Source organism: Streptosporangium sp. NPDC049046 (genome assembly GCF_040649155.1).
In the GTDB taxonomy this organism is placed as follows: Bacteria; Actinomycetota; Actinomycetes; order Streptosporangiales; family Streptosporangiaceae; genus Streptosporangium.
Window position 1 is genome coordinate 210,740 of sequence record NZ_JBEZEZ010000007.1, and the last position, 19,373, is coordinate 230,112.

A 19,373-nucleotide genomic window follows, 5' to 3' on the forward strand; every position below is an offset into this window, starting at 1 on the left:
TTTTTCGCGCCATGAGCCGACCGTTCCCCGGAACGGCGGGTCATCTTTTCAATCCCGGTTCGAACGCATCCCGTCCACTTTTCGTTCTAACTGTTTGTCGGACAATATGATCGGAGGCGTCCTCATGAATGCGAGGAATCACATCCGCACCACGGCCACCGTCCTGGGCGCGGCCCTCTGCCTGGCCACCACCACGGCGGCATGCGCGGCTCCCGGCGGCGACACGGCCGCGCCCCCCGAAGGCCCCACGCCCTCCGTTCCCCACCCCACCGCCGCGAGTTCCACACCCACGGGCCAGGCCGAGGCGCCCTTCCTGGCCGACCGCGTCAGCGAGTACCTACGCCAGACCTACCCCGACCAGTACGCCGGGATAACCGTCGACGGCTCCAAGCTGATCGTCTACCGCGTCCCGTCCTCCACCCTGGACAGCGCTCTGCGTAGCAGGTTCCCCGCCGCCCCCGTCGAACTTCGTGACGCTGCCCACTCCGCTCGCCGCCTGGAGGCCCTGGCTCAGCGCATCACCAACGACATCGACTACTGGACCCGCAAGGGGGTCCCCATCACCACGGTGGCCGCCCGCTTCGACGGCGCCGCCGTAGAGATAGGCACCACCGACCTCCAAAAGGCAACCGCCGAACTCCCCGAACGCTACGGCCCCGTCCCCCTGCGATTCACCGAAGCCTCCCCCACCCTCCTTCTCCCCACGACGACCCCAACCTAGCCTCGGGCTTTCACCTGGAAAGTTTGCGTAAGTCGATTCAACGTTGACTTCGAGACCGTTTACTGGGCGTCCCGCAGCTTTGGTACTGCCACCCTCGCGGCCCGCTTGCTGAGGCCGGGATCGAACGTCGCAAAAAAACCGTCGCTCACCAGCAGCGTGACGGTGTTCTTGACTCTGATGAGCACAACGTCCATCGCGTGGACCGGACTGATTTTCGCCTCGGGGACCGTCTCGCTGTACCTGATCCCATACACCCAGTCCCCGAGTTTGCCGATGGAGAGCTTAGTGATCCTCTCCCTGACACCATCGGCACTCGTGTTGCCCCTGGTGCAGTCACGAACCATGACCTTGCCCACCGTCTGCCAACGAGCCATCTGGGCGGGAGTGCCGCTTATGGCGAACTGCTTGACGCCCGACGGCTTGCCCTCCTCGTCGATGAAGACCGCCGCCTTACTTCCGAGGAGGGGTTTCAGCGCCTTGATAACCTTCACGCACTTTTTTGTGCGGGCCGTTTTGGAGTCCAGCGCCTCGCGGTTGCGCTTCGAGTTGGGGGTGTAATCATCGCCCAGGTCCTCAGGAGTGATGAGGGCGGCGCGCAACTGGGCCGAAGTCAGAGGCTTGACGGGGGCTGCGGCCATGGCGGGAGCGGTGGAAGCCAGCAGAAGAGCGGCGGCGAGGCCGCCTAAGATCGCGGGGGGCATGGAACGGCATCCTAGAGTTTCTCGACCCAAACGATCAATGAGCGCCATGAGGCGGCGCAGGTTGCCGATATTTCCCACGCGCACAATCGGGACGCGACACGACAGAGGCCCTCCCGGACGAACCGGAAGGGCCTCTGACTTGGGAGCCGCCTTGGGGAATCGAACCCCAGACCCCTTCATTACGAGTGAAGTGCTCTGGCCGACTGAGCTAAGGCGGCGTGCCGTGTTCACCACGGCCTACGGCAGTCTACAGGCTCCCAGAGCCTTCTCGCGCCTTGGAATCACCCGATCTTGGGGCAGCGGGTCCCGTTCTTGGGGACGGCCAGATCGATCAGGTAGTCGTCCACCAGGCGGTCCACGCACGTCGAACCGGTCAGGTACGCGGTGTGCCCGTCGCCGTCGAAACCGACGAGGACACCGGAGGAGAGCTGGGAGGCGAGGGCCTCGGACCACTGATAGGGGGTGGCCGGGTCGCGTAGGGTGCCGACGACCATGATGGGCGGGGCTCCGGAGGCGTCGATCTTCTCCCGTGGGCCTCCCTTGACCGGCCAGTACGCGCAGGGCAGCGAGCTCCACATCACGTACGCGCCGAAGAGAGGGGCCTCCTTGGCCGCCTCGCGGGCCGCCGCGGCGTAGGCGGCCGAGTCGGCGGGGTAGGGGGCGTCGACGCAGTTGACGGCGAGGTTGGACTCGGTCTGGTTGGTGTACTCGCCGCTCGCCTCGCGGTCGATCAACAGGTCGGCCATGCGGAGCAGGGTGGTGCCGTCGCCCTTCAGCGCCCGGTCGAGCGCCTGCCTGAGCACCGGCCAGGCCTGCCGGTCGTAGAGCGGGGTGATCAGGCCGAGGGTGGTCCAGGCCTCGGTCACCGTACGGCCGTCGCCCGTCCCGTTGCTCAGGGGGGTCGTGTCCGCGCGGCGGAGCAGGGCGGCGATCTCCTCGCGGGCGGAGGCGACGGAGCCGCGGAAGGGGCAGTCGGTGGCCGCGAGGCAGTCTTCGAGGAACGCGTCGAGGGCGACCTCGAAACCGCGTGCCTGCGCGGTGTTCATCTCCAGCGGGCCGAGCGAGGGGTCCACGGCGCCGTCCAGGACGAGGGCGCGGACGCGGTCGGGGAAGAGGTCCGCGTAGGCCGCACCCAGTTGGGTGCCGTACGACTTGCCGAGGTAGGTGAGGCGGTCGTCGCCGACGGCGGCGCGGAGCAGGTCCATGTCCCTGGCGGCGTTGGCCGTGCCGACGTACGGCAGGAGTTTGCCCGAGCGGGCCTGGCAGCCGGAGGCGAACCGCCGCGAGCCCTCCTCCAGCATGGTGACCTCGCCCGGCGAGTCGGGCGAGCTGTCGAGGCCGACGTAGGTGTCCAGCTCGCTCGACGACAGGCACCGGACGGGCGAGGAGTCGCCGACCCCGCGCGGGTCGAAGCCCACGACGTCGAAGCGGTCTCGTACGGCCTTGCTCACCGCCGTGCGGGCACTTCGGGCGTACTGGACCCCGGAGGCGCCGGGGCCGCCGGGGTTGATGAGGATCGAGCCGATCCGGTCACCGGAGGCGGGAAGCCGGATCACGCTGATCTCGATCTTCTCGCCGTCCGGCTTGCTGTGGTCGAGGGGAACGGGGAGTTTCGCGCACTCGAATCCGTCCCCGCAGTCTTTCCAGGCGAGCGACGACCCCCCTACCTCGCCACCGCCCGTACCGCTGCCCCCATCGCCGCTGCCGGCGTTGGCGCCGGTTCCGGTGCACGCGCTCGCCAGCAGGGCCACCGCCGCCAGTACGGCGGCCACATGGGATCTCACGCCTTGTCCGCTCCGTAGTCCGTGGGTCGGGATCGCACGCGGGTCCGGCGGGGGGAGCCGACGCGCGCGGAGAGGCTGACCGCTCGCATCCTACGCCCGCGCGGGCTCAGTCGGCCGTCGAACCCGAGCGCCACACGAGCTCAGCGGTCATCGAAACGCGAACCCTCGCGCGGGCTCAAGCAGCCGTCGACCACACAGGCTCAGCGGGCGTTGAAACCGAGCCCTCGCGCGGGCTCAAGCGGTCGGCGACCGCGCGGGCTCGGGCGGCCGCTGAAACCCGGGCGCCCGCGCGGCCTCCGGTCACCCCTCAGGGCCGCCGTCGGCGACCTTCACCGCGTCCCCGTACGCCGCGTCGTGCTGCTTGCGCGGGGAGCACACCGACGCGGACGGGCACGCGCAGCGGCGGCCGCCCTCCTCAAGGCGGACCACGACGGAGTCGGAGGGTACGTTGCGACCCACGACGGTTCCCGCCCCTTCGGGGGTGTCGACCTTCAGCCCGAGGCGGGGCATCCTGCTGTGCGCGTCGAGGTAGAGGGGGTGCTCGTACTTCAGGCAGCACATCAGCCGTCCACACGCCCCCGCGATGCGCAGCGGGTTCACCGGCAGGTCCTGGTCCTTGGCCATCCGGACGGAGACCGGCTCGAAGTCCTTGAGGAAGGTGGCGCAGCACAGGTCGCGGCCGCAGGGGCCGATGCCGCCCTGGAGGCGGGCCTCGTCGCGGGGGCCGATCTGGCGCAGCTCCACCCGGGCGCGCAGGTTACGGGCCAGGTCGCGGACGAGGGCGCGGAAGTCGACCCGCTGTGGGGCGGAGAAATAGACCGTGTAGACGTTCTCGGCGTCGGTGTAGTCGACGCCGACGACCTTCATGGGCAGCGTGTGCCGCTTGATCAGACGCTTGGAGACGCTGCGGGCCTCGGCGCGGCGTCGCTTGTTGCCCTCGTCACGGGTGAGGTGCTCCTCGGTCGCGATGCCCTCGCACACCGGCAGCCCGCCGACCTCCTCGCTCGTCCACTGTGGCGCCCAGACGCACTCGGCCACCTCGGGGCCCGCGTCGGTGGGAACCAGCACCTTGTCTCCGACCTTGGGAGTGTGCTCACCGGGATCGAGGTAGTACAACCTGCCGTAGCGGGTGAAACTCACCGCCATGATCATGCCCATATGGCTCCAAACCTGGGGGTACGGCTCGTGCTCACCTTATGCGTCATGCCCTCGGATGTGGGGTGCCATCCGAGGGCGATCATGGACAAGCCATCCGACAATGCCGGACGAGCCTGACGGTGCCGCACACCAGGCTCGTCCGGCCCCGGTCGTGGGTCGTGACCCATCCGTGCCCCCGTCGTCGGCTCAGCCCGGCTCCGGCACCTCGAACGCCGGGAACGAGCACTGCTCCGGCTCCGACCACGGAAGGACGTACTCGACGAGCGACCACAGCGACGCGTTTCTCAGCATGCAGGGCGTATCGATCGCGTTGGACACCCCCGGCAGTTCGCCCATCGCGCGGGCGACAGCCTTGGAGTCCGCCTCCGGCCTGAGCCAGGCTCGGAAGGACTCCGGCATGTCCTCGACGGCTATCGCCTTCAGCAACGTGGAGTTGTCCGCGTTGTAGCTCCGGAATTTCTCCAACGCCTGCCGGCGATCCTCGAAAAGGACCCTTTCCACCTCGGGCCGGGCCTCCAGTGTCCGTCGGATCTCCGCCTTCTCGTCCTCGGTTATCGCATGGTCGCACGTGGGGAAGGCGTCGTCCTGTTTGCAGAGGAAGACCGCCACATCGGCGTCGCCGGGCTGCTCGACGCCGCTCATCGCCATGGCGACGATGTTCTCCCTCGACAGCGAGGAGACCTCTTTAAGCCGTACGACTCCGAAGGCCGTCACCGCGACGGCGAGGGCCACGGCGGCGACCCTGAAGGGAGTCCTGGAGCGGCGGCGGACAGGGACGGTGAGCGGGCGGACGTTCTCGGCGGTCGCGGCGGCGGTGGAGAGGGCGTCGCGGAGGCGGTTCTCGATGTCGGTCATGACTCCTCCTTGAGCATCCGGGCGAGGGCGGCGAGCCCGCGCGCGAGGGTGGAACGGGCAGTGCCGGCGGCGATGCCCATGGTCTCGGCGATCTCCTGGTCGGACAGGTCCAGGTAGTAACGGAGGGTCAGCGCCTCCCGCTGCCGCCCGGGCAGCGCACGCAGGGCCACGAGCACCTCGCGGCGTTCCTCGCCGAGCAGCGCCGCGTGCTCGGCGGACCAGACCGGCGGCTCGTACGGCACGGCCCGTCGGAAGACGACCGCACGGCGGCGCAGCACCGACCGCGACCCGTTGAGTACCGCCGAACGGATGTAGGTCAGCGCCCTGTCCGGGTCGCGCAGACGGCGCCGTCCCGCGTGGGTACGGGTGAACGCCTCCTGTACGACGTCCTCGGCGGTGGCCTGGTCGCCCACCATGAGCAGCGCCAGCCGTACCAGCCCGAGGTGATGTTCGGCGAACAGCGTCGCGATGTCGACGCGGTCCCTGGCGAGGGGCTCTCCGTGGGAGAGCAGTTCGACTTCCACATCACAGAGACGCCATGCCGGGCCTTCTGCTGCTTCGCCCGGCCCACGGGTTCCGCCCCGTCCGCGCTCTCCCCGCCTGCGGCCCCCTTCCGGCCCACGTGTCCCGCCCGGCGCGCGGGCTCGGCTCAGCGGCCGAGTTCGGCGAAGGACTTCTCCCAGCGGTCGGCGATCATGGAGATGTCGTAGCTCCTGGCCGTCTGGAGGGCGTTCTCGGCCATCCGGCGGCGCCCCTCCTCGTCGTCGATCATCTGGATCAGTCCGGCGGCCAGGGCGTCCACGTCGTCCGCGGGAACGAGCAGCCCGTCGATCCCGGGCGTGATGATCTCGCGAGGTCCACGGGGGCAGTCGAAACTGACCACCGGCACCCCGGAGGCGAACGCCTCGATGATGGTCATGCCGAAGCCCTCGAAACGAGAGCTGACCACGTGGATCGAGGCCTTGGCGAGCTCGCCCTCGATGTCTCCCGTGGGCCCCATGAACGTGACGTTGTTGTGCAGGCGCAGCTTGACGGACTGCTTGATCAGCTTGTCGCCGACCCGGCCCTCGCCGTAGATGCGCAGCTTCCAGTCCGGGCGCTCCCTGGCCACCCGGGCGAACGCCTTCAGCAGGCGGTCGTACCCCTTGACCGGCACCAGCCTGCCCGCGGCCAGCACGATCCGGTTCTCCTGCCGGGAGCGCGGACGCGGGCCGCCGGGCAGCCCGTTGCCGATGGTGAACACCTGGGTGGGCGCCCCGTCGAGCATCTTCCGGTAGTCGTGCTCGTCGGCCTCGGTGAGGGTCACCACGGCGTCGAGCTTCGGATACCACGTCCGGATCTCCTCGAAGATCCCGGGCTGGTGTGCCTCGAAGTGCAGGTGCTCCTGGGCGATCGTGATGACCCGTTTGCGCGCGTACCTCGCGGCCATGATGTTGAGCCCCGCGCGGGTGGTGATCAGCACGTCGCTGCGGAGCCTGCGCAGCTCGCGAACGAGAACCTCGTCGCTCCAGGCGCTGAAGGAGGCGTACGCGCGCTCCTCGGGGTGGATCAGCGCGCTCTCCCGCGCGCTCAGCCGCTCGGCCTTCTTCGTGTACGGCCAGCGGACCCTGGCCCCCTCCCGCAGGTCCACCAGTGACCGCAGGCGAACCTGGGAGCCCAACGGCAGGAAGGGGACGTCGGCGTGCTGGAAGACGCTGACGATCTCGACCTCGTGCCGCTCGGACATCGCCGTGGCCAGGTCGAAGGTGGCGCGGATGGTTCCGCCCATGCCGTAGGCGTTGAGGATGAGAAAGGAGATCTTCACGTGCTCTCCTCCTCGACGCTGAGCGCGACGGCGAGGCTGTCGGTATCGGTGTAGTACGGCCGGACCCTCACCTGTCCCACGCGCTGGGCCGGGAACCGAATTTTGGTCTTCTTATCCGTTATGTCATCAAGGCGAGTCGCGAGCGGCAGACGGGTTCCGGAGAACTCCGCGTAGAGATCCCAGAAGACCCGGCGCCGTACCTGCGCCTCGGCCATCGGCGCGATCTCGATCCCGCCGTCGAACCACCGCCCCTGGAAGTTCGCGGGCCCGCTCACGGGCTCGGGTCCCCGGCGGGCCACCGCCACGAGTTTCGCCGCCCCCCGGATCGGTTCACCGTACGCGACGGCGCCCTCGACCTCGATCACCCCGTCCTCCGCGGTCACCCGGATCACCTCGACGTACGGCTCGACCTCGCGGACCCGCAGGCCCAGCGTCCCGACAGAGGTGCGAAACGCCCTGATCTCTCGGTTTCTGGGGGTCTCCGCGTAGGCCCACAGGCCGTCGAGCGAGAATCCCGGGTCGTCGGTGGCGATGGGCTCACCGCCTCGCGACGCCGTCCAGATGCCGGCGGAGAGTGCCTTCAGGTTCGCGGCCTCGCACTCCTCGCCGGTCTCCACGTGCCGCAGAACGATCCCGGGATCGTTCCCGTCGCCCCCGTGGACCGGCTGCGGCCACTCGATTCTCAGCGTGTCGTCGTCGCCCACACGGCTCGTGACGGCCCGCTCCTTCGCGGGCGGAATCCCTCCGTAACGTGCCCCAATGCTCACCAAGAGTCCCCCGGTCCTCGCTGCTCATCCCCATAGAGCAGGACACTGTCCACCGATTTATAACGAAATAACCTATTTTGCCGTTTAATCTTAACGACCCGTACTCGTACTTTGAGGTGACTTAGCGATGAATGGTTCCACCTAATCGGAAACAGACGGATAGCGACTACTTGATGAGGGTTACCAACTACCCTCCCACCAGCAGATATTCAGCCACCGACCAGGAAAACTGGAAAATGTCCGATGTCGGCCAGAGCCTTCCCCGAACGGCCCCGGCCCGGGTGTCGCGACGAACGAGCGGGCATCGCGCCGTCGATCCGCGCCCCGGGGACGGCGGGCGGTAATCGGGCCCTCGCGGCGTGGAACCGGCCCCCTGGACGGCACTCCCTGAAAGCGGCACCCCGAGCCCCGCGTGATCTCACAGCCGAGTCCGGCGGCCCCGTACGACCGGATAAGACCGGTCCGGAATCGGCCTGGTAAGGCGGCCAGGGCCGGTTCACAGCTGGTTCAGGCTGGTTTAATCGGGTTCAGGACGGTTTAAGCCCATTCAAGGTCGGCGAACCCCGCCCAGTCCGATCCGGGGACGGCCGCGGCTCAAAGCACAGGCCTGTGCAGCGAGATGGTCATCGACTCGACCGCCATCTGCGGACTGACGTTGGACGCCAGTCGCCTCCGGCAGCGCATGATCGCGTCGATCCTGCGCAGGGTGTCTTCCGGTGTGGAGGCACGGGCCAGTTCGTCCAGGTCGGCGCGGCGGTCCTCACTCGCCAGCTCCACGTGCGCGCCGAACTGCACCGCCAGCACATCGCGGTAGAACGCCACCAGGTCGAGCAGGGAGGCGTCGATGACGTCGCGCTTGGTGCGGGTCGCCCGGGACTTCTGGCGGTCCTCAAGATCCTTGAGCGCCCCGGCGCCGCCGCGGATCAGGCCCCTGTTGAGCCCCTTGCCCGTGGAGCCCTCGCCGTAGGCCTGGCGCAGCTCGGTGATCTCCGACTCGTTCAGCACCGCGGTGACCGCGGCGGCCTCGTCCTCGGCGGTCTTCACCAGCCGCTCGGCGGCCATCACGCACTCCCCGACACCGGTCAGCGACCGGGGGATGGACAGCACCGCCTCGCGGCGCGCACGCGCGTCCCCGTCCAGGGCGAGCCTGCGGGCACGGTCGATATGCCCCTGGGCGGCCCTGGCCGCGAACTCCGCCATCGCCGGCGGCACGTTCTCTCGGGTGGCCAGCACGTGGGCGACCGCTGCGGCGGGCGGGGTGACGAGCGTGACGATCCGGCATCGGGACCTGATGGTGATCATCATGTCGTCCGGGGAGGGCGCGCAGAGCAACCACACCGTCCTCGGCGGCGGCTCCTCGATGGCCTTGAGCAGCGCGTTGGACGCCCCCTCGGTCGCCCGGTCGGCGTCCTCGAACAGCACGACCCGCCAGCGGCCCAGCGTCGGCGCCCCGGCCGCGCGCAGGATGAGCCGCCGGGTGTCCTTGATGCCGTACGAGAGCCCCTGCGGGCGGACGATCTCCAGGTCGGGGTGGGAGCCGACCGCCACCTGGTGGCACATGTCGCAGTGGCCGCACCCCTGGTCCGGGCAGAACAGCGCGGCGGTGAACGCCCGCGCGGCCTCCTCACGACCGGATCCGGGCGGCCCGGTGAACAACCACGCGTGGGTCATCCCGGCGCCGCGCCCCCCGGCCAGCAGATCGGCCCCGGCCGCCGCCGCCCGGCGGAGCGTCGCGGCGGCCCGCTCCTGCCCCACAAGATCGTCAAAGACTCCCACGCCCCCAACCTACCGCCGGGGACGCGGGCTCAGTCGCGGATCGCGGGCATCGTCCCGGTGACGTCCTCCGACTCCTGCGGCACCGGGTCGGGCAGGATCTCGCGGATCCGGTCGTGGACGATCGAGGAGATCTGGTTCTGTGGCAGGGTCCCGTCGACGACCAGGTAGCGGTCGGGCTCGGCGGCGGCCAGTGCCCGGAACTCACGACGGACGCGCTCGTGAAACTCCAGAGGCTCCGACTCGATGCGGTCGGCGGCCCCGCCCAGCCGGGCCAGTCCCACCGAAGGCGGGGTGTCGATGAGCACGGTGAGATCGGGAACAAGCCCCCCGGTGGCCCAATTGTTGATCATCGTGACGTCCTCGGTGTCCAGGGCACGGCCCGCGCCCTGGTAGGCGAGCGACGAGTCGACGTAGCGATCGGAGATCACCATCGAACCCCGGTACAGCGCCGGGCGGATGACCTTCTCCACGTGCTCGGCCCGGTCCGCCGCGTACAGCAGCGCCTCGGACCTCGCCGACAGTCCCTGGTGCACGGCGTCGAGCAGGATCGCCCGCAGCCGCATCCCCACCTTGGTCGAGCCGGGCTCACGGGTCTGCACGACGTCGAAGCCCTGGTCGCGCAGCCAGATCGCGAGCAACCTGGACTGGGTGGTCTTCCCCGACCCCTCACCCCCCTCGAACGCGATGAACATCCCGCGCCCCTGCTCTGCGCTCTCGGGGGCGAAGCGCTCCCCGCGCACCGCGGCGAACAGGTCGGCGACGATCGAGACGCCCCTGCGGTCGTCCATCTGCCGCAGCGCGACGATCCCGACGATCACCGCGAGCAGCCCGCCGACCAGCAGGACCAGGTTCGAGCCGTCGAACCGGTAGACCGGCTCCAGGCCGACCCTGATCTGGCGCTCGCCGAACAGGCCCGCCAGGGTCGGCGCGACCGCGACGACCAGCAGCAGGGTCACCCGGGCCAGCGACTGCAGGAAAGAGAACGTGCGGCCCCGCAGGCTGTCGTCCACCTCCAGCCCGATCATGGTGTAGCCGATGATCCAGGCGATTCCCGCGCACGCGCCGAGCAGCACGGTCAGCAGGACGACGATCACCAGGTTGTGGACGAGGGCGACCGCGACGAGGACGAGCCCCGCCACCACGATCGACAGGCCGAACAGCCTCCGCCGCGACAGCTCCCTCAGCAGCCTGGGCCCGAAGAACATACCGGAGGCCATACCGACGAAGACCGCGCCGAAGACCACACCGTACGCCGCGTCACCGCCGCCCAGCGCCTCCACGTAGATCTTGGCCACCCCGACCACCGCGCCACCGGCGGCGAACGCGCCCAGCATGCCGATGATCAGACCGCGGATCAGCCGGTTGCCGCCGACGAACCGCCAGCCCTCGAAGATCTGCCGCAGCACCGACGGCGTGGAGGTGGCCCGCGCTCCGCTCTTCGGGATGTCCTTGAGCGAGAAGATGATGACGGCGGAGACCAGGTAGGCGAGCGCGTTGATGAACAGCGCCAGGTAGGTCTCGCGCTGGGCGAGGAACGGCACCAGCCTGCCCAGGACGTCGTCGGCGACGGAAAGCAGCGCGAACAGCAGCGCGGCGACGGGCGCTGTGCCGTACGTGACCAGGAGGTTGAGCTGGTTGGCCTCCTCCAGCCGCTCCTTGGGCACCAGGTTGGGCACCGTGGCGTCCTTGGCCGGAACCCAGAAGAGGTTGACGCACTCGACCAGGAACGTAGCGATGATCACCCACTGGTAGCTGCCGACCAGCGGGATCGACAGCACCAGCGCGAAGCGCAGGAGATCGCAGAAGAACATCGTCAGCCGCCGGTCGAACCGGTCGGCGAACGCCCCCGCGAGCGGCCCCAGCAGGATGGCCGGAAGCATCTTCGCCACGAAGACGCCGCCGATGGCCAGGCTCTGAACCTGGTAGCCCGACGCCGCGGTGAGATTGCCCGCCAGGGCGGTCAGCGCGAGGAGGTTGAGCCAGTCTCCCAGGCTGCATACCGACATCGCCGTCCACAGCTTGCGGAACGGGGCGTTGGCCAGCACGTGGGGGGTCTTGCGTCGCGCGGTGCTCCGGCCAGGGGTGGTCATAGTGTCAGCGTATCCAGATGCTCGCTGGGCTTGGGAAAACACGAGCCAGGCGGAGATACCCGGCTGCCCGTCGCACGAGGGTAATACGCCGGCACCGCCCCCCGCAGGTCACACCCGCGAAAAGAGGCGCTCGGTACGACTGTTTCCAGAGGTGCTGCCGTTGGGGCCCCAAAAGTGCCTCCGGTGGAATTTCCAGAGGTGCTCGCCACGGACTCCGGGAAGGTGTGCCCAAGACCGGGTGTCCGGGGTCACTCGTTCCGGACTTCCAGAAGAGTGATCTCGGGCGGTGCGCCCACCCGGACCGGCGGCCCCCAGAAGCCCGCGCCCCGCGTCACGTAGACCTGGGTGCCGTCCACCTCGCCGAGGCCGGAGACGACCGGTTGCTGCATCGGGATGACCAGGTTGAACGGGACCATCTGGCCTCCGTGCGTGTGCCCGGACAGCTGGAGGTCCACGCCGTACGTCGCCGCCTGGACGGCCTGGACCGGCTGGTGGGCGAGCAGGACGGTGGACCGGGAACGGTCACGACCGCCCAGCGCCCGCTCGAAGTCGGGGCCGTCACCCGAGACGACACCGCCGAGATCGTTGACCCCGGCGAGGTCGAGAACGGCTCCCCGGTGGGCGATCTCGACGCGCTCGTTGCCGAGAGGGCGGATGCCGAGCCCGCGCAACTCCTCGATCCACTCCTGCGGACCGTTGGCGGTGTAGTACTCGTGGTTGCCGGTGACGAAGTAGGCGCCGTAGCGGGATTCGAGGTCCTTCAGCGGCACGGCCAGCGAGCCGAGTTCGGCCACCGTACCGTCGACCAGGTCACCGACGACGGCGACCACGTCGGCCTCCAGTGAGTTGATCATGCGGACGAGGCGACGGGCGTGTTCCGTGCCGGTGAGCGGGCCCAGGTGGATGTCGCTCACCACCGCGAACCGCAGGCCGCTCAGGCGCGGATCCAGTCTGGGCAGGACGACCTTGACCGGTTCAATCACCGGGTCGCCGAGAGCCGTCCTCACCCCGAACCCGACCGTGCCCAGCGCCCCCGCCCCGGCGGCGACCGCCGCCGTACGGGCGATGAACAGCCTCCTGCTCATCCCTGCCGGGCCGTACGGTCCTCCTGGGAACCCTCCGTCGCGCCGCGCGTCCCCGGCACCCGGGACGACGATCACGCCACCGATCTCGGTCCCCGGCTTCGAACTCGCCTCGGCCCTCCTCCCGGCCCCCGCCTCGAACCCGGACCGACCGTCGACATCGGACCGACCGTCGACATCGGACCGACCGTCGACATCGGACCGACCGTCGACATCGGACCGGTCGGCGGGCACCGACCGGGCGGCGGGCACCGGCTGGGCGGCCATGAACGCGGTCCGCTTCCCCCGAGCGTCGGCCGCGTCAGGCGAAACCGGGCGGCCCTCCGCGCGCCGCTCCGTCCATCTCAGGACCAGCAGGGCCACGCCCCTGGGAATCTCCAGGATCACCAGGAACACGAAGAGGTAGAACATCACCGCGATCCAGAAGAACCCCGGCCAGGCCAGGAAATGGCCCCACTCGCTGCGGGAGGCGACCAACGTCACCGGGGCGAGCACGGCCAGGGCGACGAGAGCCCACGTCAGCACCCGGCGGGTCCGGCCGGGCCTCGTGGTCGAGCCGATCAGGCGACGCCACAGGTAGAAGTGGACCAGCGTGATCGCGCAGATGACCAGCGACACGAAACCCACAACCGTCACTCGCCCCTCCCGCGCCCACCGGACGTTCCCGGTGCGCTCCGAAGAACGCCCGGGCCGACGAATGCGTTCCCGGAAGCCGGAAGTTCAGAAACCCGGAAGGGTTCCGGTGCCCGGAAGCTCAAAAGCCAGGAAGCCCCTGAAAGCCCGCGAGCCCCCGAAACCCGGGAGCCCGCAGGCTCCCAAAAGCCCGGGAATCCAGAAGTCCGGATTCTCCCGAGGCTCAGGAGCCCCGAAGCTCCCGAGAACCCGGAAGCTCAGGTGCCTGAGGGCTCCAACGACCCGAAGCTTCCAGGTGCCTGGAAGCTCCCGAAACCCTGGAAACGGGACGTCATGCCTTCGCCTTGGCCCTGGTGGTGCGGGGACGCTTGGGCGCCGGGCCGCGGGCGCGACGGTCGGCGAGGAGCTCGGCGGCGCGCTCGGTCGTGATCTGCTCGACCTCGTCACCCTTGCGCAGGGAGGCGTTGGTCTCACCGTCGGTGACGTACGGCCCGAACCGCCCCTCCTTCACCACGATCGGCTTCTTGGAGACCGGATCCTCGCCCAGCTCGCGCAGCGGGGGCGCCGCTGCGGCCTGCCTTCCCCTCGCCTTGGGCTGGGCGAACAACTCCTTGGCCCGCTCAAGGGTGATCGTGAACATCTCCTCCTCGGACGCCAGCGAGCGCGAGTCGGTGCCCTTCTTGACGTACGGGCCGAATCTGCCGTTCTGGGCGGTGACCTCCTGGTCGTCGATGACCCCGAGCACGCGGGGCAGCGAGAGGAGCTTCAGGGCGTCTTCCAGGGTGACGGTGTCCAGGGACATCGACTTGAGCAGCGAGCCGGTGCGCGGCTTGACGGCGTCGGCCTTCTTGGTCTTCTTCTTGGCGCCCTCGGCCGGCGGCGCCTCCTCGGGAAGGATCTCGGTGACGTACGGGCCGTAACGACCGTCCTTGGCCACGATCACGTGCCCGGTCACCGGGTCCTTGCCCAGCTCCCTGTCGCCCGTCGGGCGGGAGAACAGCTCCTCGGCCATCTCGGCGGTGAGCTCGTCGGGCGCGAGGTCCTCCGGCACGTTCACCCGGGCGCCGTCGCGGTCCAGGTACGGGCCGTAGCGACCCACCCGGATCATGATGTCGGTGCCCCTGATGGGGAACGAGCTGATCTCCTTGGCGTCGATCTCGCCGAGGTCGGTGACCAGCTCCTTCAGGCCCTCGTCGCCCTCCGCGCCGAAGTAGAACCGGCGCAGCTCGGGCACCCGCTCCGCCCGGTCATTCGCGATGTCGTCGAGGACCTTCTCCATGTCGGCGGTGAAGTCGTAGTCGACGAGGTTTCCGAAGTGCCGCTCCAGCAGGTTCACCACCGCGAACGCCAGGAAGGACGGCACCAGGGCCGTGCCCTTCTTGAAGACGTAGCCGCGGTCCAGGATCGTCCCGATGATCGACGCGTACGTCGACGGGCGGCCGATCTCCCGGTCCTCCAGCTCCTTGATCAGCGACGCCTCGGTGTATCGCGCGGGCGGCTTGGTCGCGTGCGCCAGCACGTTGAGCGCGGACGCGGTGAGCGGGTCGTTCTCGGTGAGGTTCGGCAGGCGCTTCTCGGAGTCGTCCCGGTCGGTGGACGGGTCGTCGGCGCCCTCGACGTAGGCCTTCAGGAAGCCGTGGAAGGTGATCGTCCGGCCGGAGGCGGTGAACTCGACCAGCTCGCCCGAGCTCGACGTGCCGTTCACCTTGACGGTGACCGACTCGCCGACCGCGTCCTTCATCTGGGAGGCCACGGTCCGCTGCCAGATCAGCTCGTACAGGCGGAACATGTCACCGCTCAGCCCGGTCTCGCCCGGCGTGCGGAACTCCTCGCCCGAGGGACGGATCGCCTCGTGCGCCTCCTGCGCGTTCTTGACCTTGCTCGCGTACACGCGCGGCTTGTCGGGCACGTACGCCGCGCCGTACAGCTTGATCGCCTGGCTGCGGGCCGCCGCGACGGCGGTCTCCGACAGCGTGATGCTGTCGGTTCGCATGTAGGTGATGAAGCCGTTCTCGTACAGGCGCTGGGCGACCTGCATGGTCGACTTCGCGGAGAAGCCCAGCTTGCGGCTCGCCTCCTGCTGCAGCGTGGTCGTCCTGAACGGCGCATACGGCTTGCGGGTGTACGGCTTGCGCTCGACGGACTTGACCTTGTACGAGACGCCGGCGAGGCGCCCGGCCAGGGCACGGGCCGCCTGCTCGTCCAGGTGGAGCACGTCGGCGTTCTTGAGGGTGCCGTTGCTCGCGAAGTCACGGCCCTGGGCGACGCGCTTGCCGTCCACGCCGGTCAGCATGGCGGTGAACTCGTGCGGGATCTCGTCGCGGCCGGTGTCGAGCAGCGCCTGCAGGTCCCAGTAACTCGCGCTGGTGAACGCGAGGCGCTCGCGCTCGCGCTCCACGACGAGCCTGGTCGCCACGGACTGCACCCGCCCGGCGGACAGGCGGGGCTTGACCTTCTTCCACAGGACCGGGCTGACCTCGTAGCCGTAGAGGCGGTCGAGGATGCGCCGGGTCTCCTGGGCGTCGACCAGCCTCAGGTTCAGGGCGCGGGGGTTGGCCACCGCCTCCTGGATCGCCCGGGGAGTGATCTCATGGAACACCATGCGGTGGACCGGCACCTTGGGATTGAGCACCTCACGAAGGTGCCAGGCGATCGCCTCGCCCTCGCGGTCCTCGTCGGTGGCGAGATAGAGTTCGTCGGCGTCCTTGAGCAGCTGCTTGAGCTTGCTCACCTGCGCCTTCTTGTCGTGGTTGACGACATAGAGCGGCTCGAACTCGTGATCCACGTTGACACCGAGGCGTGCCCAGGACTCCCCCTTGTACTTCTCGGGGATGTCGTCGGCCTTCTCAGGGAGATCGCGAATATGTCCGATGCTGGACTCCACGACGTAGCCGCGGCCGAGGTACCCGGCGATGGTCTTCGCCTTGGAAGGCGACTCGACGATCACCAGGCGGGTTCCACCGGCGTTGCCGTTCTTGGCTGGCACGCTGCTTCCTACCTCGCTGTTCGCATTCGTTCCCCGTTTTCTTCCCCTCGGGTTACCCGGTCTCGACCGGGAACACTCCCAAGGGAAGCCGCAAGGACGCAGAATAAAGCCCTATGAGTGTCGACGTCCCCCAGCTCACCCTCGGAGACTAATCGCTGTGCTCGACTACTCCTACTTGGTCCTCCACCTTCCGCGTGGCACATCCCGGGACGCAGCCCGGCGGATACTGACCGAACATGCAGAATACGGCGACTGGGAGCTCGACCGCCTGCGACTGTATCCCGACGGCCGCCGAGACGTTCGACTGCGCCGAAAGATAATACGTGTGACCAGGACGATGTGACTCCGGGTGACTCCGGACATGGCTTTGCCCGCTCCGGGCCGCGCCCCCGGAACGGGCAAAGCTTCGGTGCCTCGCAGGCCGAGCGGACACCGCGCCACGAGGGCGCGGTCGTCCTGTCTCGCCGCCTTCGAGGCGTTTAGGCGCCTTCCTCAGCGGCTCTGGGAAAGCATGTCCAATGGGTTACTAATGTCTTACTTCTCGCCTTGCTTCCCGTTCCGCTACTTCTTGCCGAAACGGATCCGGCGGGTGGTGCCGAAGACCGTCGCGGCACCCGCGGCCAGCGCACCGACCAGGAGGGTGACCAGAGAACCGACGTTCATCCCGGTCACGCCGACGGGCTGGGCCGCGCTCATCAGGCCCAGGTCACCGACCGGCAGGGCTCCGGCCGGGGCCGAGGAGGTCAGGTCGGCGACGGGAGCCGACAGCGAGCCCTTTCCGGCCTTCGCGGCCCGGTCGCCCACCTCGCTCGCGGGCGCCGCGGGAACGGCGGGGGCGGCGGGGAACTCGGGCAGCCTCTCGGCGGCAGGGAAGCGCGACCGGTCCGCGGTCGTCGACGACATGCCGGAGGCGGACGCCTGTCCCGCGGCGCCGCCGAGAGCCGGGACGGCCGGGAAGGCGGACAGCAGACCGCTCGTCCTGTGCTTGCCGGGCTTGGAGTCCCAGTCACCGTGACCCTTGCCGTAACCGCCGTGCCCACCGTGCCCACCAGGGCCACCAGGGCCACCGGGGCCACCGGGGCCGCCCCAGTGACCACCGCCGGGGCCACCCCACTGGCCGCCGCCCGGACGCCCGGACGGGCCACCGGCGCGGGAGCCTCCGAGGCAGCCGGCGGCGGCGTCGCCCAGGACCGCCACGGCGTTGCCGCAGATGTTGATCGGCGCGGTGATCGGCGCCACCACCTGGTTACCGCCCAGCACCGAACCCCGGCCGGACGTGACATTGCCGCCCGCGCCCGTACCCGCGCCCGCACCGCCCGAGACCGAGGCGCCGCCCCTGCACCCGGCCGCGGCCTGGCCGAGCACGCCGACGGCGTTGCCGCAGACGTTGATCGGCGCGGTGATCGGCGCCACCACCTGGTTGCCACCGAGCACCGAACCCCGGCCGGACGTGACGTTGCCGCCCGCGCCGGCGCCACCGCCGCCGCCCACGACGGACGCGCCACCCTGGCAACCGGCGAACGCTCCGCCCAGGACGGCCACCGCGTTGCCGCAGACGTTGATCGGCGCGGTGATCGGCGCCACCACCTGGTTACCGCCCAGCACCGAACCCCGGCCGGACGTGACGTTGCCACCGGCGCCACCCGCACCGCCACCCCGGCCCGTCCCGGCCGACGCCCCTCCCGGGCAGCCCGCCGGGCCGTTGCCGACGCTGTTGCCGCAGACCTCGGCGGGGGCGGTGATGGGCGCGACCACCTGGTTGCCGCTACCGGCGCCGAAGCGCCCGTCGGTGTCGTTCCCCGGCCGGCCGTAGCCCCCGGGACCGCCGGGACGGGGACCGCGCTCCCAGTCGTCGCCGTGGCCGCCCGGACGCGGGCCGTGGTCCCAGCCGCCACCGGGACGCGGCCCCTTCCCGTGGTCGCCGTGGCCGGGTCCGCCGTGACCGTCAGGCTTACCCGGCCACCCCGGACCGCCGGGGTGCCCCGGACCGCCCGGGTGCCCAGGCCCACCGGGGTGACCGGGCCCCCCCGGGTGGCCAGGACCGCCAGGGTGCCTCGGGCCACCCGGCCCGTCGGGCGTGCCGCCGCCGACCTCGGCGCCGCCCTCGCAGCCGGAGAAGGCCTCTCCGACGACGGCGACCGAGTTGCCGCAGATGTTGATCGGCGCGGTGATCGGGGCGACGACCTGGTTGCCGCCCAGCACCGAACCCCGGCCGGACGTGCGGTTGCCACCGGCTCCACCGGCACCGCCCTGGCCGCTCACCGACGCACCGCCCCGGCAACCGGCGGTCGCCCCGCCGAAGATCGCGAAGGAGTTGCCGCAGGCGTTGATCGGCGCGGTGATCGGCGCGACCACCTGGTTGCCACCGCCGATGCTGTGGTCACCGTTCGTACGGTTGCCGCCGGCTCCGCCGCCGCTCCCGCCCTCGCTTCGCACCGAAGAGCCGCCACGGCAGCCCGCTTCGGAGCGGCCGAAGACCGACACCGCGTTGCCACAGGCGTTGACGGGTGCGGTGATCGGGGCGACGACCTGGTTGCCGCCCAGCACCGAACCCCGGCCGGATGTGGTGTTGCCACCGGCGCCCGCACCGCCGCCGTCGCTCTCGACGGCGGCGCCGCCCTCCGAGGAGGCGGACGACTCCCCGGCCACGGCGGCGGAGTTGCCGCTGATGTCGATCGGCAGGGTGATCGGGAGGTTGACCTGGTTGCCGCCGCCGATCGAATGGTCACCGTCGGTGTCGGCGAAGGCCGTACCGCCGCCCATCGCCATGACGCCCAGTGCGAGCAGTGCCGCGGGGGCCGTACCCGTAACCCACGTACGCATGATTGAAGCTCCTAGCATTTCGGGGGGGACCTGACCCTCGTGAGGGCGTGCGAGGCCATGGGAGGGCCGGAAAGGCCCGCACAGCGGAGGCCCCGAGGGCCGTCACGAGGAATGGCAATTGCCTTTTCTTCGGCCTGCTGATCGCTCACCGAACGGAGCGGTTCTCCTGGGGACGGAGGATGAAGGCAGGCTC

General features: G+C 69.8%; 14 protein-coding genes and 1 tRNA gene. 2 read left to right on the top strand and 13 right to left on the bottom strand.

The window, feature by feature from the left end:
* Window positions 1–124: 124 nt before the first annotated feature.
* Window positions 125–721 carry a hypothetical protein gene (locus tag AB0B96_RS12275; RefSeq protein ID WP_362898085.1) on the top strand — a complete coding sequence of 199 codons (597 nt, stop codon included), beginning with the start codon at window positions 125–127 and terminating at the stop codon, window positions 719–721.
* A 59-nt stretch (window positions 722–780) separates the two neighbouring features.
* On the opposite strand, the gene AB0B96_RS12280 is transcribed toward AB0B96_RS12275, so the two are convergent.
* The 12 genes from AB0B96_RS12280 to topA form a co-directional block, all read right to left on the bottom strand.
* Window positions 781–1,422 (bottom strand): hypothetical protein, encoded by a 642-nt coding sequence (locus AB0B96_RS12280; protein WP_362898087.1) that lies wholly within the window; start codon window positions 1,420–1,422, stop codon window positions 781–783.
* Between the two features lie 144 nt (window positions 1,423–1,566).
* Window positions 1,567–1,640, bottom strand: a tRNA-Thr gene (locus AB0B96_RS12285).
* Window positions 1,641–1,703: 63 nt separating this feature from the next.
* Window positions 1,704–3,206 carry an alpha/beta hydrolase gene (locus AB0B96_RS12290; protein WP_362898089.1) on the bottom strand — a complete coding sequence of 501 codons (1,503 nt, stop codon included), beginning with the start codon at window positions 3,204–3,206 and terminating at the stop codon, window positions 1,704–1,706.
* 300 nt (window positions 3,207–3,506) lie between these two features.
* On the bottom strand, window positions 3,507–4,358 hold the full coding sequence (gene ricT, locus AB0B96_RS12295; RefSeq protein WP_362898299.1) for a regulatory iron-sulfur-containing complex subunit RicT: 852 nt from the start codon (window positions 4,356–4,358) through the stop codon (window positions 3,507–3,509).
* Between the two features lie 192 nt (window positions 4,359–4,550).
* A complete protein-coding gene (locus AB0B96_RS12300) occupies window positions 4,551–5,219 on the bottom strand; it encodes a permease-like cell division protein FtsX (protein ID WP_362898091.1) in 669 nt (222 codons plus the stop codon).
* Window positions 5,216–5,743: a SigE family RNA polymerase sigma factor gene (locus AB0B96_RS12305; protein ID WP_362898093.1), complete on the bottom strand. Its 528-nt coding sequence runs from the start codon at window positions 5,741–5,743 to the stop codon at window positions 5,216–5,218. The genes AB0B96_RS12300 and AB0B96_RS12305 overlap by 4 nt, the downstream gene beginning before the upstream one ends.
* A 125-nt stretch (window positions 5,744–5,868) precedes the next feature.
* Window positions 5,869–7,023, bottom strand: coding sequence for a glycosyltransferase family 4 protein (locus AB0B96_RS12310; protein ID WP_350941614.1), 1,155 nt, complete (start codon window positions 7,021–7,023; stop codon window positions 5,869–5,871).
* Complete coding sequence (locus tag AB0B96_RS12315) at window positions 7,020–7,790, bottom strand: hypothetical protein (protein WP_362898096.1); 771 nt, start codon at window positions 7,788–7,790, stop codon at window positions 7,020–7,022. Before AB0B96_RS12315 ends, AB0B96_RS12310 begins: the two co-directional genes overlap by 4 nt.
* Window positions 7,791–8,384: 594 nt before the next feature.
* Window positions 8,385–9,566: a DNA polymerase III subunit delta' gene (locus AB0B96_RS12320; protein WP_362898098.1), complete on the bottom strand. Its 1,182-nt coding sequence runs from the start codon at window positions 9,564–9,566 to the stop codon at window positions 8,385–8,387.
* A 29-nt stretch (window positions 9,567–9,595) separates the two neighbouring features.
* On the bottom strand, window positions 9,596–11,656 hold the full coding sequence (gene tmk / locus AB0B96_RS12325; protein ID WP_362898100.1) for a dTMP kinase: 2,061 nt from the start codon (window positions 11,654–11,656) through the stop codon (window positions 9,596–9,598).
* Between the two features lie 248 nt (window positions 11,657–11,904).
* Window positions 11,905–13,374: a metallophosphoesterase gene (locus AB0B96_RS12330; RefSeq protein ID WP_362898102.1), complete on the bottom strand. Its 1,470-nt coding sequence runs from the start codon at window positions 13,372–13,374 to the stop codon at window positions 11,905–11,907.
* Between the two features lie 328 nt (window positions 13,375–13,702).
* Complete coding sequence (topA, locus tag AB0B96_RS12335; RefSeq protein WP_362898104.1) at window positions 13,703–16,357, bottom strand: type I DNA topoisomerase; 2,655 nt, start codon at window positions 16,355–16,357, stop codon at window positions 13,703–13,705.
* A gap of 157 nt (window positions 16,358–16,514) precedes the next feature.
* Between topA and AB0B96_RS12340 the strand changes: the two genes are divergently transcribed.
* A complete protein-coding gene (locus AB0B96_RS12340) occupies window positions 16,515–16,700 on the top strand; it encodes a DUF5703 family protein (protein ID WP_084195129.1) in 186 nt (61 codons plus the stop codon).
* A gap of 218 nt (window positions 16,701–16,918) precedes the next feature.
* Here AB0B96_RS12340 and AB0B96_RS12345 read toward each other — a convergent pair whose 3' ends face one another.
* Window positions 16,919–19,180 (bottom strand): chaplin family protein, encoded by a 2,262-nt coding sequence (locus tag AB0B96_RS12345; protein WP_362898106.1) that lies wholly within the window; start codon window positions 19,178–19,180, stop codon window positions 16,919–16,921.
* Window positions 19,181–19,373 lie beyond the last annotated feature (193 nt).